The organism is Mycobacterium sp., assembly GCF_035570115.1.
Lineage (GTDB): Bacteria > Actinomycetota > Actinomycetes > Mycobacteriales > Mycobacteriaceae > Mycobacterium.
On sequence record NZ_DATMLH010000145.1, the window covers coordinates 1 to 14,045 of the forward strand.

The 14,045-nt window shown below is 67.0% G+C and carries 13 protein-coding genes; 6 read left to right on the top strand and 7 right to left on the bottom strand.

Going from position 1 to position 14,045, the window contains the following annotated elements; translation table 11 throughout:
- A partial coding sequence (locus VNW74_RS13995) for an ATP-binding protein (RefSeq protein WP_325677762.1) occupies positions 1-1,801 on the bottom strand: 1,801 nt, incomplete at its 3' end.
- A 141-nt stretch (positions 1,802-1,942) separates the two neighbouring features.
- Here VNW74_RS13995 and VNW74_RS14000 point away from each other — a divergent pair.
- The 5 genes from VNW74_RS14000 (at position 1,943) to ribD (ending at position 7,113) form a co-directional block, all read left to right on the top strand.
- Positions 1,943-2,647 carry an LpqN/LpqT family lipoprotein gene (locus VNW74_RS14000; RefSeq protein WP_325677764.1) on the top strand — a complete coding sequence of 235 codons (705 nt, stop codon included), beginning with the start codon at positions 1,943-1,945 and terminating at the stop codon, positions 2,645-2,647.
- A 150-nt stretch (positions 2,648-2,797) separates the two neighbouring features.
- Positions 2,798-3,739: a methionyl-tRNA formyltransferase gene (gene fmt / locus VNW74_RS14005; RefSeq protein ID WP_325677766.1), complete on the top strand. Its 942-nt coding sequence runs from the start codon at positions 2,798-2,800 to the stop codon at positions 3,737-3,739.
- Complete coding sequence (locus VNW74_RS14010; protein ID WP_325677768.1) at positions 3,736-5,157, top strand: rRNA small subunit methyltransferase B; 1,422 nt, start codon at positions 3,736-3,738, stop codon at positions 5,155-5,157. The genes fmt and VNW74_RS14010 overlap by 4 nt, the downstream gene beginning before the upstream one ends.
- A 131-nt stretch (positions 5,158-5,288) precedes the next feature.
- Positions 5,289-5,978 carry a ribulose-phosphate 3-epimerase gene (gene rpe / locus VNW74_RS14015; RefSeq protein WP_325677770.1) on the top strand — a complete coding sequence of 230 codons (690 nt, stop codon included), beginning with the start codon at positions 5,289-5,291 and terminating at the stop codon, positions 5,976-5,978.
- Between the two features lie 13 nt (positions 5,979-5,991).
- Positions 5,992-7,113, top strand: coding sequence for a bifunctional diaminohydroxyphosphoribosylaminopyrimidine deaminase/5-amino-6-(5-phosphoribosylamino)uracil reductase RibD (gene ribD, locus VNW74_RS14020; protein WP_325677772.1), 1,122 nt, complete (start codon positions 5,992-5,994; stop codon positions 7,111-7,113).
- Here the strand turns inward: ribD and mddA are convergent.
- From mddA to VNW74_RS14035, 3 genes are read right to left on the bottom strand one after another with little or no spacing between them, the layout of a single operon-like run.
- On the bottom strand, positions 7,031-7,843 hold the full coding sequence (gene mddA / locus VNW74_RS14025; protein WP_325677774.1) for a methanethiol S-methyltransferase: 813 nt from the start codon (positions 7,841-7,843) through the stop codon (positions 7,031-7,033). The genes ribD and mddA overlap by 83 nt on opposite strands.
- 32 nt (positions 7,844-7,875) lie before the next feature.
- Entirely contained in the window at positions 7,876-9,423 is a 1,548-nt protein-coding gene (locus VNW74_RS14030; protein ID WP_325677776.1) for an MFS transporter, read from the bottom strand.
- Positions 9,420-10,133, bottom strand: a complete 714-nt coding sequence (locus VNW74_RS14035; RefSeq protein WP_325677778.1) for an LppX_LprAFG lipoprotein — start codon at positions 10,131-10,133, stop codon at positions 9,420-9,422. Before VNW74_RS14035 ends, VNW74_RS14030 begins: the two co-directional genes overlap by 4 nt.
- A 92-nt stretch (positions 10,134-10,225) precedes the next feature.
- Here VNW74_RS14035 and VNW74_RS14040 point away from each other — a divergent pair, with 92 nt between their 5' ends.
- Positions 10,226-10,819, top strand: a complete 594-nt coding sequence (locus VNW74_RS14040; protein WP_325677779.1) for a riboflavin synthase — start codon at positions 10,226-10,228, stop codon at positions 10,817-10,819.
- A gap of 903 nt (positions 10,820-11,722) precedes the next feature.
- Here the strand turns inward: VNW74_RS14040 and VNW74_RS14045 are convergent.
- From VNW74_RS14045 to VNW74_RS14055, 3 genes are all read right to left on the bottom strand, one after another.
- Positions 11,723-12,457 carry an SDR family NAD(P)-dependent oxidoreductase gene (locus VNW74_RS14045; RefSeq protein WP_325677784.1) on the bottom strand — a complete coding sequence of 245 codons (735 nt, stop codon included), beginning with the start codon at positions 12,455-12,457 and terminating at the stop codon, positions 11,723-11,725.
- Between the two features lie 5 nt (positions 12,458-12,462).
- Positions 12,463-13,353: a TIGR03619 family F420-dependent LLM class oxidoreductase gene (locus tag VNW74_RS14050; protein ID WP_325677781.1), complete on the bottom strand. Its 891-nt coding sequence runs from the start codon at positions 13,351-13,353 to the stop codon at positions 12,463-12,465.
- A gap of 139 nt (positions 13,354-13,492) precedes the next feature.
- The coding region (locus tag VNW74_RS14055; protein WP_325677782.1) for an NADPH-dependent F420 reductase at positions 13,493-14,045 on the bottom strand (553 nt) is incomplete at its 5' end.

Below are 14,045 nucleotides of genomic sequence, written 5' to 3' on the forward strand. Positions count from 1 at the left end.
GCGCCAACGCCAGCTCGATAGCGGAGTTTTCCCGGCTCCACCCGAACGCGGCACGCAGGTTGTCGATCTCGGTGTCGGCCTGCTCGAGGCGCTGCTCGTAATCACGGCCTGCCGGCGCGTCAAGCACCGCGGCCAGCGCCGTGTAGTGGTCGCGGTGGCGTGCCCGCACGGCGTCGGCTTCGCCGGATTCGCCGAGTTTTTCCAGGGCGTACTGGCGCACCGTCTCCAGCAACCGGTAGCGGGTTCGGCCTCCGCTGTCGTCGGCGCCGACCAGGGACTTGTCGACTAGCAGGGTGAGCTGATCGAGCACCTGGTAGCGCTGCACGTCACCAGCGCCCGCGACCGTCTGGGCGGCGTCGAGGTCGAATCCGCCCAGAAATACCGCCAGCCGGCGAAACAACACCCGTTCCGGCTCGGTCAACAGGGCGTGTGACCAGTCCACCGAGGCGCGCAGGGTCTGTTGGCGGCGCACCGCGGTGCGCGCACCACCGGTCAACAGCCGGAACCGGTCATGCAGGCTCTCGAGGATCTCGGCCAGCGACAGCGCACGCACCCGCGCCGCGGCCAGCTCGATGGCCAGTGGCAAACCGTCGAGTCGGCGGCAGATCTCGGTCACCGCGGCAGCGTTGTCATCAGTGAGGGTGAAATCGGGGCGGGCACGGCGGGCCCGGTCGGTGAACAAGTCGATTGCTTGGCCGGTCAGCGGCAGTGACGGCACCCGCCAGCTCACCTCACCCGCGACGCCGATCGCCTCACGGCTGGTGGCGAGCACGGTCAGCCGCGCCGCCCCACTCAGCACAGCGACAACCAGCTCGGCGCTGGCATCCAGCAGGTGTTCGCAGTTGTCCAGCACCACCAGCAGCTGACGGTCGCGAACGAAACGCAGCAGGCTTTCCATGGTGGAGCGGCCGGGTTGGTCGGGCAGCCCGAGTGCGCGAGCCACCGTGACGGGCACGAGCTCGGGGTCGGTGATTGGGGCCAGATCCACATACCACACGCCGTCGCCGAACTCGGGCGCCATTGTGGCCGCGACCTGCACCGCCAGCCGGGTCTTACCTACTCCGCCCGCACCGGTCAACGTCACCAATCGGTTCTCGCTCAGCAGCTCACGGACCTGGACCAGCTGCTCTTTGCGGCCAACGAAACTTGTCAACTGCACCGGAAGACGCTGGGAGACAGAAGTGTTCGACACGCGTAGTGGCGGGAACTCGTTCACAAGGTCGGGATGGCACAGCTGCGACACTCGTTCTGGACGGGGTAGATCGCGCAACGGGTGGACACCGAGATCGGTCAGCCACGCGTCGTCGGGAAGCCGGTCGAGGACCAGCGCTTCGGTGATGCCCGACAGCAGGGTTTGGCCGCCGTGGCCCAGGTCGCGTAGCCGTGCGGTGCGGTTGATGGTCGGGCCGGCGTAGTTGCCTTCATCGCGCAACTGAATCTCGCCGGTATGCACCCCGATCCGCAACCGGATCGGCGCCAACGGCGCACGCTGCAACTCGAGAGCAGCAGCCACCGCATCCGATGCGCGGGCGAACGCCGCCACGAAGCTGTCACCCTCACCCTGCTCGACCGGGCGCACGCCGCCGTGGACGGCGATGGTCGCCGATACCGTCTGATTCAGCCGCCCAAGGGCCGCCGTCATCTCGTCGGGCTGGGTTTCCCAGAGCCGGGTGGAGCCCTCGACGTCAGCCAGCAGCAACGTCACGGTGCCCGTCGGCAACAGCCCGCTCACGCCCAGCTCGCTCCAGTCCACCAGCGGTAGGTCCGCGCGGGGATCGATCTCGCTCATGCTAGCCAGCATGCGGCCCCACCCACCGCAAAACATCAGCACAAACGCGTACATTGGCGCCGACGGCGGACGTTACGAGCATGCGCGGCTCGGGCTACGGTTCCCCGAGAAATTTGGTCCCGACGTGCAGCCTGATCGACAGGAACTCTTTGAATGAAGCGGATAGCAGCAATCAACGGTGTGGCAATCGCTATTACGGCTCTGGGCATCGGCTTGGTCGGATGTGGTTCCCCCTCCAGCAGCAACACTGCGGCGAACAAGACGTCATCCACGTCAGCCACGTCAGCCACCAGCAAACCGCAATCGAAAGTGGGGCCGCGCACCACCGTTCCGGGTCCTAACCCGACGATCGCCAGCTACATCGAACAGAGCGGCATCACCGACACTCCCGTCCATCGCGGCGATCCCGGCACGCCGACCATCAACCTGGCAATCCCCGACGGCTGGGCCGACGCCGGACCCGACACCCCCGCCACGGCCTACTGGGCCATCATCGACAACGGCCCCGAGGCTGCGAAGTACTCACCCAGCATCGTGGCGACGGTATCCAAGCTCGTCGGCGATGTAGACCAGCAGAAGATTCTCGACCTCGCGCCTGGCGAACTGAAAAACCTGCCCGGGTTTCAGCCCAAGGGTGACGGTTCTGACGACCACCTGAGCGGTTTTCCCGCCTACGAGTCGGGCGGTACCTGGGTGGACAATGGCCGGACGAAGGCGGTCGCGCAGAAAACCGTCGTCATCGAGGACAACGACGCTGTCTACTTGCTGCAGCTCAATATCGACTGCCTCGCAGACCAGATCGAACAGGTGCTACCCGCGACGATCACCATCGACGAAAAGACGACGATCAACGTGTAGGTATATGCCGCACGCCCGAAGGTCTTTCGCCGCGCCAAGTCACAGACGCCGCTTCCATGCGCCGAGACTTAAGTGATTGCGACTGCGATCGGCGTGTCGTCGCAACTCGTTAAGTGTCGCGGCAATAAGCGGCCTTCCTACACTGGTCCGGTGCGTCTCGTCTTCGCCGGCACCCCCGAACCCGCGCTGCCCGCGCTGCGCAGTCTCCTCGACTCGCCGCGCCACGAGGTAATCGCGGTGCTCACCCGGCCAGATGCCGCCTCCGGGCGTCGCGGCAGACCGGAGCCGTCGCCGGTGGCTCGTCTCGCGCTGGAACAGGGCATCCCGCTGCTGCGGCCGCAGCGGCCCAACACGGCTGAGTTCGTCGCCGAGCTGTCACAGCTGGCGCCCGATTGTTGCCCGGTGGTGGCCTACGGTGCGCTGCTGCGCGACGAGCTGCTCGCGGTGCCGGCACATGGCTGGGTCAACCTGCACTTCTCGCTGCTGCCCGCCTGGCGGGGGGCGGCCCCGGTGCAGGCCGCGATTGCCGCAGGAGACACCGTCACCGGAGCCACGACGTTCCAGATCGAGGCGGGTCTGGACTCGGGGCCGGTCTACGGGGTGGTCACCGAGTCGGTTCGACCGATCGACACCGCCGGCGATTTGCTTGACCGGCTGGCGATTTCGGGTGCGGCGCTACTGTCAACCACCCTGGACGGTATCGCGGAAGGGGCGTTGACGCCGGTGCCGCAACCGGCCGACGGGGTCAGCGTCGCGCCGAAGGTCACCGTCGAGGAGGCTCGGGTGCGCTGGGACCTTCCGGCCCAAGTCGTCGAGCGACGCATCCGCGCCGTCACGCCCAATCCGGGCGCTTGGACCCTGATCGGTGACTTGCGGGTCAAGCTCGGGCCCGTGTACGTCGACGATGAAGCGCGGAATCTTCCAAAGTCGTTGTTACCTGGCGATATTCACGTCGACCGCCGCAGCGTACGGATCGGCACCGGCTCGGAGCCGGTGCGACTGGGCCAACTCCAAGCGCCGGGCAAGAAGTTGATGAACGCCGTCGACTGGGCTCGCGGGGCACGCCTGGACTCGACGGCGCGAGCGTCATGACCCCACCCCAAGACAAGCCGCGCCGCGGCCGACCGCCAGCGCGGTCGACGCAGCGGCAGGCGAGGCCGCCGCGGCGCCGGCCGCTGGATCCGGCGCGACAGGCGGCCTTCGATGTCCTGCGGGCCGTGCGCGAGCGGGACGCCTACCCCAACCTGCTGCTGCCAGTTCTGTTGCGGGAACGCAAGATCAGTGGCCGCGATGCTGCCTTCGCCACCGAGCTGACCTACGGCAGCTGCCGCGTTCGCGGCCTGCTTGACGCGATCATCGGCGCAGCGGCCGGTCGGTCACCGGACGCCATCGACCCGGTGCTGCTCGATCTGCTGCGGCTAGGGACGTATCAACTGCTGCGCACCCGGGTCGACGCGCACGCCGCCGTTTCCACCACCGTCGAGCAGGCGGGAATCGAATTCGACACGGCGCGAGCCGGTTTCGTCAACGGCGTGCTGCGTACGATCAGCGGCCGCGACGAGAAATCCTGGGTCGACGAGCTCGCGCCCGACGGGGTAGCCGATCCGGTCGGCCACGCCGCCTTCGTCCATGCCCACCCGCGTTGGATCGCGCAGGCCTTCGTCGACGCGCTGGGTGCCCGCGCCGGTGAGCTCGATGCGGCTCTGGCCAGCGACGACGAGCGACCCCAGGTGCACCTGGCCGCCCGCCCGGGAGTGCTGACCGCCGAGGAGCTGGCCTGTGCCGTGAACGGCGCCGTCGGCCGGTATTCGCCCTATGCGGTGTACCTGGCCGGCGGCGACCCCGGACAGCTGCCCGCGGTGCGCGACGGCCAAGCCTTGGTTCAGGACGAGGGCAGCCAATTGGTCGCCCGCGCACTGACCCTGGCGCCGGTTGCCGACGACGCCGGACGGTGGCTGGACCTGTGCGCCGGGCCGGGTGGCAAGACCGCGCTGTTGGCCGCGCTGGGCGCCGGGTCGGGGGCCCGGGTCACGGCGGTGGAACCGGCGGAACACCGCGCCGACCTGGTTGCGGAGAACACCCGCGGCCTACCGGTCGAGGTGCTCACCGTCGACGGACGCCGCAGCGGCCTCGAACCGGGCTTCGACCGGGTGCTGGTTGACGTGCCCTGCACCGGGCTGGGCGCGTTGCGCCGCAGGCCCGAATCGCGCTGGCGTCGCCAACCCGCCGACATTCCGGCGCTGACCCGGCTGCAACGCGAGCTGCTGGGAGCCGCGATCGAGCTGACCCGGCCCGGCGGTGTCGTCCTGTATGCCACCTGCTCGCCGCACCTGGCCGAGACGGTCGGCGTGGTCGCTGACGCGCTGCGTCGCCATCCGGTGTCCGCGCTGGACACCCGCCCGCTGTTCGAGCCCGTCGCAGATCTGGGGGAGGGTCCCTACATTCAGCTGTGGCCACACCGGCACGGCACCGACGCCATGTTCGCCGCAGCGCTCACGAAGCTGGACTGACCAGCTCGCGCTTGCGCCTTGTCCGGCTCCTCAGCGGCCCCCTCGGGGCGGCATCGTCGCCACTGCGCTTGATTGTCCGGCTCCTCAGCGTGCCCCTCGGGCCCGCATCGTCGCCAGACTAGGCTGAGCCCATGTCAGGCAAGACCGATCGACCGCTGATCGCGCCGTCGATACTGGCCGCTGATTTCGCCCGGCTTGCCGACGAGGCCGCCGTCGTCGAAGGCGCCGACTGGTTGCATGTCGACGTCATGGACGCACATTTCGTGCCGAACCTGACGATCGGGCTACCAGTGGTGGAAAGTCTGTTGGCCGCCAGTGACATTCCGATGGACTGCCACCTGATGATCGAGGACCCCGAGCGGTGGGCGCCGCCGTACGCGGAAGCCGGCGCCTACAACGTCACCTTCCACGCCGAGGCGACCGACAACCCCGTCGGCGTGGCCCGCGACATCCGCGCCGCCGGCGCCAAAGCGGGACTGAGCATCAAGCCGGGCACCCCGCTGGAGCCCTACCTGGACATCCTCAAGGACTTCGACACCTTTCTGGTCATGTCGGTTGAGCCCGGTTTCGGGGGCCAGGACTTCATTCCCGAGGTGCTGAGCAAGGTGCGCACGGTACGAAAGTTGGTCGACTCCGGCGAGTTGACGATCCTCGTTGAGATCGACGGCGGCATCAACGCCGACACCATCGAGCAGGCCGCCGAGGCCGGTGTCGACTGCTTCGTCGCCGGATCCGCCGTCTACGGTGCCGAGGACCCGGCGGTCGCGGTCGAGGCACTACGGCGACGGGCCGGTGCCGCGTCGCCGCACCTTCGCAGATGAACGAGTGGCGCTGATGGGCACTGCGGCGGCGGCCATCAGTTACGACGCCGCTATGCGACTCGCGATCGAGCATGCCGACCTGGTCAAGGGCAGCACCTACCCCAACCCGCCGGTCGGTGCGGTCATCCTGGACCGCGACGGCCGGGTCGCCGGCGCCGGCGGTACCGAACCGGCGGGCAGCGCCCATGCCGAGGTGGTGGCGCTGCGTCGGGCGGGACGCCTGGCTCAGGGCGGGACCGCGGTGGTCACCCTGGAGCCCTGCAACCACCACGGCAAGACGCCGCCGTGCGTGGATGCGCTGCTCGAGGCGGGCATCGCGTCGGTGGTGTACGCGGTGACCGACCCGAACCCAAAGGCGGCCGGTGGTGCCGCACGGTTGGCCGCCGCAGGCGTGCACGTCGTCCGCGACGTGGAAGCGGATCTGGTCACGGTCGGACCGCTGCGCGAATGGCTGCACAAGCAACGCACCGGCCTGCCGCACGTGACGTGGAAGTACGCCACCAGCATCGATGGGCGCAGCGCGGCCGCCGATGGCTCGAGTCAGTGGATCACCAGCGAGGCCGCGCGTGCTGACCTGCATCGCCGCCGGGCGGCCGCCGACGCCATCGTGGTTGGAACTGGCACGGTGCTCACCGACGACCCGACATTGACCGCCCGGTTGGCCGACGGCGGCCTAGCGGACCGCCAGCCGCTGCGTGTGGTTGTGGGTAAGCGCGAAATCCCTTCGGAAGCAAACGTTCTCAATGACGACTCGCGCACGATGGTGATCCGCACCCGCGATCCGGCCGAGGTGCTCAAGGCGCTGTCCGATCGCACCGACGTCCTACTCGAGGGCGGGCCCACACTTGCCGGGGCGTTTCTGCGGGCGGGGGTGATCGACCGAATCCTGGCCTACGTCGCGCCGATCCTACTGGGCGGACCGATCACTGCGGTCGACGATGTGGGGGTGCCGAGCATCGCCCGCGCGCTGCGCTGGCGCTACGACGGTGTCGAACGGGTCGGCCCGGATCTGCTGCTGAGCCTGGTGCCCCGCGAGCCTGCGACCGGATCCGTCAGGGGCGACCGCCTAAGCCGGGAATCAGCAACGGCACCCGGCGACGATAGTCCCGGTACTGCTGACCGAAGAGCCGAATAAGGTCGCGCTCCTCCAAGTTCACCGCGAACAAGATGTATCCGGTCGTCGCGACCGCAAAAAGCAAGTGCCCCACGGTCATTCTCGGCGTGGCCCAGAATGCGAGCAGGAACCCCAGGTAGAGCGGGTGCCGGACCACCCGGTAGAAAAGCGGTGTCGTGAACTCGTGCTCGACGGGCTGTCCCCCCCGCAGTCGCGCGAACACCTGACGCAGCCCGAACAGATCGAAATGATCGATGAGGAAGGTGCTCAGCAGGGCGATCGCCCAGCCCGCCAGAGCGACAGCGGTCAGCAGCGTCCGCCAGGGCTGGGCGCTGACCCGCCACACGTCGTCGGTGATCGGACGCCACGCAGCGACGAGAACGACCAGACAAATGTTGGAAGCAAGGACGTACGTCGACCGCTCGGCGCTGGGCGGCACGACGCGGGTCAACCAATCTTTGAACGCTGTTCTGGCCATGACGCTGTGCTGGACCGCGAAGAGCGCGAGCAACGCCACGTCGATGACCACCGCAGCGACGGTGAGGCTGCCGTCGCCGATGCCGCCGCGATCGACGCTCTTGCCGACGATGTGCACACCGCCGACCAGGAAATCAGCGTCGGCGACAAATGCGATCAGATAAAGGAAGACGACCACGAACATCAAGTACGCAACCACGCCGTAGACCGCGATCAGGACGCCACCGGCAGAACTGCCGGCCGGCCGCGATGAGGGCCCATCGCCTGCAGCCACACCACGATTGTGCTCCGCTTTTCGGCCGCTGCCTAGACCCGAGGCGCGACGGGCTGCTCCTCGCGCAGTTCGGGCTCTTCGGCATGGGTGCGACGGCTGCTGATCAGCAGCCCCAACACCGCACCCACCGCGCAGACGATGGCGGTGACCGTGAAGATCCCCCCGTACATCTCGGCAAACGCCTGCCGGTAGAGCGTTGCCTGCGCCAAGATCCGTTCCGCCAGGCTGGCGTTGGCCGGCACTCGCGTAGACAGCTTCGAAACGATGTGGGGCAGTTGATAAAAGCCCCACGCACTCAGCGCGGCGACCCCGATCAGCATGCCTGTCATCCGAGCGACCACCACCGCTGCCGAGGCGATGCCGTGCTGCGCCGACGGCACCACTCGCAAGCTGGCGGACGTCAGCGGTCCGATCACCAGCCCCAGCCCCAGGCCGGCGACCGCCAGGTCGGTGTCCAAGGCCGGCAGTGACAACAGACCAAAGATGTTGTGGCGCTGGCTCAGTAGGTCGATAGACCACTTCGAGATCAGCCAGTAGCCGCCGGCGGCGATCGACAGCCCGACGAAGGCCATGGCCCGGTCGCCGACCTTTGTCGCGATCCAGCCGCCCAGTAGCGCGCCGATCGGCAGCGCGATCAGGAAACGCAGCAGCAGAATGGCGGCCTGGTCTTGCTCCTTGCCGAGCACGCCCTGCGCGAACAGCTCGACGTCGACCAGCGTCACCATCAGCGCCGCACCGGCGCACAGCGAGGCGCCGAGCGCGGACAGGAACGGCGCGAAGTGCACGCCGGTCGGCTCGATCAGCTTGGTGCGCGCAAACCGCTCCCACAGCGCGAAGATCAGCGCGACGACCACCGCTGCAATCAGCAGCGGCTGGCCGTAGGAGGGCAGCACCTGTTGACCGTTGGGCGCCGGGTTATACAGCCCGATCACGGCCAGGCCCAACGTGATCGCGAGCAGTAGGCCACCGACCACGTCGATCTTTTCCGGGTCGGCGCTGCGGTCCCGCGATGGCAGGCTGAACTGGATCATCGCCATTGCGGCCAGCGCCAGCGGCACGTTGATCCAGAACACGTCCTGCCAGCGACTCGTCAGCCAGACGATGAAGATTCCGTAGAGCGGGCCGAGCACGCTGCCGAGTTCCTGCGCGGCACCGATGCCGCCGAGTATCCCGGCGCGGTTGCGCTCAGACCACAGATCGGCACCGAGGGCCAGCGTCACCGGCAGCAGTGCACCGCTGGCCACGCCTTGAATGGTGCGGCCGACCACCAGCACCTGCAGGTCGGTGGAAAGCGCGGTCACCACCGAGCCGACGATGAACGCGGCCAGGCTGGCCTGAAGCAGCCGTTTGCGGCCGAATCGGTCCGAGGCGCGGCCCAGCAGCGGCATCGCGGCGATGTAGCCGAGCAGGTACCAGGTGACGATCGGCGTGATGCGCTGCAGCTGATTGATCGGAATGCCGACGGTGTTGATGATGTCGCGCATGATGGTGACCACGACATAGGTGTCGAGGGCACCAAGCAGTACGGCGAGGCTGCCCGCGCCGATTGCGACTCCGCGGCCGGCGTGCGGCGCCGTCATCCGGCTACCGGCGGCGCGGTGACCTGCACCGGCGCGTTCCAGTTCGACAGCGTCATCTGGATCGAGTTGCCCGGGCTTTGGTCCAGGTTGGCCTGCACCAGTTGGTGATCACCGGTTTCTTGGATCCAGACCGTCGCCGGCAGCGGCTGAGTGGCCTTGAGTTGGGACGCCAGCCCATTCACCGCATCCGCCGAGGCCGTTCCGGTGATCTTGACCGTGCTCTGTCCGTTGATGGTTTCGCGCGACTCGGACTTGGGGTTGTTGATGTTGGTTAACACGTTGGCCAGGCCGGTGTTCGGGTTGAGGATCTCGGACGGGTCGTAGATCGCGGACGCCGGACCGAAGCTTTCCCAATGGCCCGGGGTCAGCGCCGCGAAGAGGGTTCCGTCATTGACCACGAACTGAGCATCAACGCTCGAGCCCAAGACCGTGAGGTTGGCATCGCCCTTGGCGGCGGTGTCAGGCGACGTGGTCAGGTCGCCGGTCAGCGTCTTGACCGGTAGTCCCTTGATCTTGCCGGTTACCGACAGCACCAAGTGCACGCTTTTGACGTTTCTGGTGGTCAGGTTGGACTTGCTGAGCAGCGTGGCCGCATCCGGAAGGGGCGCGGCGGACTGCTTGGATGACGAGCAGCCGCCGACCAGAGCTGCGGCGATACTGAGGGCGGCGAGGACGGCGAGGATTGGGCCTAATCGGCGACGCGTCGGCATAGGTGCATCGTAGAGGGTGTCATTCACCCGCCGCCGAAGCCCGAGGTAACGGCGACATCGCGCGCGGACGCCCGACTCATTAGCCTGAGGCGGTGTTCACCGGAATCGTCGAGGAATTGGGTGAGGTCGTCGGTAAGGACGACCTGGGCGATTCCGCGCGCTTTACCATCCGTGGTCCTGTCGTTACCGCCGATGCCGGTCACGGCGATTCGATCGCGGTGAACGGCGTGTGCCTGACGGTGGTTGACGTGCTGCCGGAGGGTCAGTTCACCGCCGACGTGATGGGCGAGACGCTCAGCCGATCGAGCTTGGGCCGGCTGGCCGCCGGCAGCCCGGTCAACCTCGAGCGCGCCGCGGCCTTGAACAGTCGGCTTGGCGGGCACATCGTGCAAGGACACGTGGACGGCACCGGGCAGATCCAGGCCCGCACGCCCGCCGAGCACTGGGAGGTGGTCCGGATCGGGCTGCCCGCCGGACTGGCCCGCTACGTGGTCGAAAAAGGCTCTATCACCGTCGACGGTATTTCGCTGACCGTGTCCGGACTGGGCGACGACTGGTTTGAGGTGTCGCTGATCCCAACCACCCGCGAGCTGACCACACTGGGTCAGGCCCCGCCCGGGACGCCGGTGAACCTCGAAGTCGACGTCATCGCCAAATACGTCGAGCGGCTCCTAGCGGCAAAATAGGCCGCTACTGCGGCGGCGGCGATACCCCAATTTAGACTCCACACGCGCCACAGTGGCAACGCGCCAGGCCGCCTGACCTCAAATGCAGTGCGCGCCAACACAATTGGCTCCCACATTCACACCCTACACACAGATAGCGAACCCGTTCGGGGCGTAAGCTGCTGGTAAGGCGGGTAAAAGGCCGGCTCCAGCAAAAAGGGAAGTCAGATGACCACCAGCACCGAACCTGCCACGGCACCAGAGGTGGCCAACCTCCGCGACGCGCGCAAGGAGATGGCGGCGTCACTTAAGGCGCACTCGGCGGGGACATGAGGAGACCAAGTGTTGTCCACGAGTACGACGGCGAACTGCCAGAGCTACCGAGTGGATATAGATGGTCGGTCATCAGGCCGCGGGAGCATTTCCCGACCGAGGGGTACCAGATCACCATCCTGAAGCACGGCGTGTCGATCGGATTGTTCAGCCACGCACCGTCGTGCGCAGACACGCCAATCCCCGGGCATGAGGAGCGGGAGATCGTACTGACCATCGCGCGAGATCTTCTCGCAAGATTCCAGCTCGCGAGAATCCGGCGTAGGCCCCCATTGTGAGCGGGTGATCTTGATGGAGTTTCTCCCTAGCGGAGTTTGTTTTTTCGGCTGCGACTTTGCCCGCCGCCACCGGCCTACGCGCAGAGCGCCCTGGGGAACAGAACGCCGGCACGGCGATTGCGCTTAAACATATTTGCCCCTACACCGGGCGCCAGGTAGCAGCGTTTTCGCAGCAACCCTAAAGCCGTGGTTGACTCGTACTTGCGAAATACGTCGAGCGGCTCCTGGCGGCAAAACGGGATTCTAGCTGCGAAAACAGACCGCAATTCCGGACAGCGACTTATCCATTCCTCCGCTCAAGCGTGGTGCGTAGTCAGAATGCCGTGGTGCCGCCGTCGACAATCAACTCCATACCATTGACATAGCTTGAGTCGTCCGAGGCGAGGAACAGTGCGACCGTCGCAATCTCCTCAGGGCTGCCCATCTTTCCCCGTGGGATCAATGCCTCAAACTGCGCCTTCGTCTCCTCGTCGAACAACTGCTCCTGTATCGGCGTGGCGACCTGGCCCGGGGTCAGCACGTTGACCCGGACCCTCCTGTCCTTCAACTCGGACAACCACACGCGGGCGTAGGCATGCAGTACGGCCTTGCTCGCCGCGTACACACTCCAGAACGGAAAGCCCTTGACCGATGCGATTGACCCGGTCATGAAGATCGAGCCACCGTCGTTGAACAGTGGCAATGCCTTCTGCACCGTGAAGGGCGTGCCGCGCGCGTTCAGCCCGAAAGCGGCATCGAAGTGCTGCTCGGTGATCTCGCCGAGCTTGGGCTCCTCGCCCGTCCCGGCACTTGTCCACAACACGTCGACGGCGCCCTTTTCCCGCCTGACCGCGTCGAACAAACGGTCCAGATCGTCCAGGTTGGCCGAATCAGCCTGCACGCCGGTCACGTTTCGGCCGATCAGCTTGACGGCTTCATCCAAAGCTTCCTGCCGCCGACCCGAGATGAAAACGCGAGCTCCTTCTTCAACGAACAGCGTGGCGCCGGCCAGCGCCATGCCGCTTGATCCACCCGTGATCACCGCTACCTTGCCGTCAAGCTTTCCCACGATGGTCACAACCGACCGGTGCGCGCGATTACCTGGCTGGCGAAGTCAAGCATCTGGTCAAGGCTGGGGAACATTGCGAAGGCATCCACGATCGCCTCATCAGCACCGGACCCCGCGAGGCGCTTGAGCCTGCCGGCAACCGAGTCAACGGACGTGCCCGGTTCGAGGTTGATCCGCATAGCCGTCTTCAGCGCGTCGGGATCGCGGCCGGCGTCCTGTGCCGCACGACGCGCAATCGACCACAAGTAGTCGGTGACCTCGTCCTGCAGCCCCTCGACCCCGAGCCAGCCGGTGCCGCTGCGGCCGACCCGGCGCATCGCGGCCTCGCTGGCACCGCCGATCCAGATGGGCGGACCGCCCGCCTGAACCGGTCGCAGGTCGGCATGGACCGGCGGCAGCGAGAAGAACTCGCTGTCCCAGGACACCGGGGTGGTCGTCCACCACTCGTGCAGAAACGCCAGCAGGTCATCGAGCATCTTCCCGCGCCGGTGCCAGTCCGCGCCGCGGGCGATGTCGTGCTCGTCCTTCATCCACCCGATTCCCACGCCAACGTCAAGGCGGCCGTCGCTGAGCACGTCGAGCGTGGTCAGCAGCCGGGCCAAGTGCGGCGGCTCGTAGTAGAACGTGCTGAGCGTGCTGGCGTTGAGCCGCACCCGGCTGGTCGCCGTCGCGGCGACGGTCCACAGCAGCACCGGATCGAGGTAACGGGTCATCTGCGGCGGGTACGGCTGCTCTTTGCCCGGATAGGTGCTGTGCATATCAACCGGCGTGACCAGCCGATCGCCGACCCACAGCGTGTCGTAGCCAAGGTCCTCGAGTTCGCGGCAGAACGCGCTCAGACCAGCGGCGCTGCTGATAGCGGGCCCGACTATGGGAAGTGCGAAGCCAAGCTTCATCGCGAGAATCCTCTCCGGGCAGACGATCGTCGGCCGACACTGATATCTGACATAGCGAATCCTTTCGGTGATCCATCAACCATTGTCGGGGCGCACGGCGCCCCTGTTCGTTCACGGCTTGGACCGGCGGCGGTGCGGCTCAGCCGGGAACGGTGGCGCCGAGGGCGAAGTCGTAGTTCCCCACCCCGTGGCGGGCGAGGCCCATCACGACCAGGCCCGTTCCTTCCAGCCAGTGCGCCATGTGCAAGCCGCCGACGTCTAGCGGGCGCAGCTCGAGGCTCTCGATGAACTCCGCCACGCCCGCCTTGGCGCGCGCGTCGTCGCCGGCGATGAAGACGTCGAGCGGCCGGCCCTGGGCCAGGACAACACCGAAGATGGTGTTGAATGCCTTCACCACGCTGGCGCTGGCCGGGGCCGCCTTGGCGACATCTTGCGCGATCGAGGTGCCATCGGGGATGGCTAGCCCGTCGGCCGCGGAATTGAAGGGGTTGCTGATGTCGACGATGACCTTGCCCGCGAGGGCGTTTCCGTACTGGGCGACGACCGGAACAACATTGGCGTACAACAGGGCCACGATGACGATGTCCCCGGCCGGGACGGCGCCGAACTCTCCCGTCGTGGCGCTGCCGCCGAGAGCCTTGGCCAGGTCAGCGGCCTTGGACTGATCGCGGCCGATGACCTCGACGGTGTTG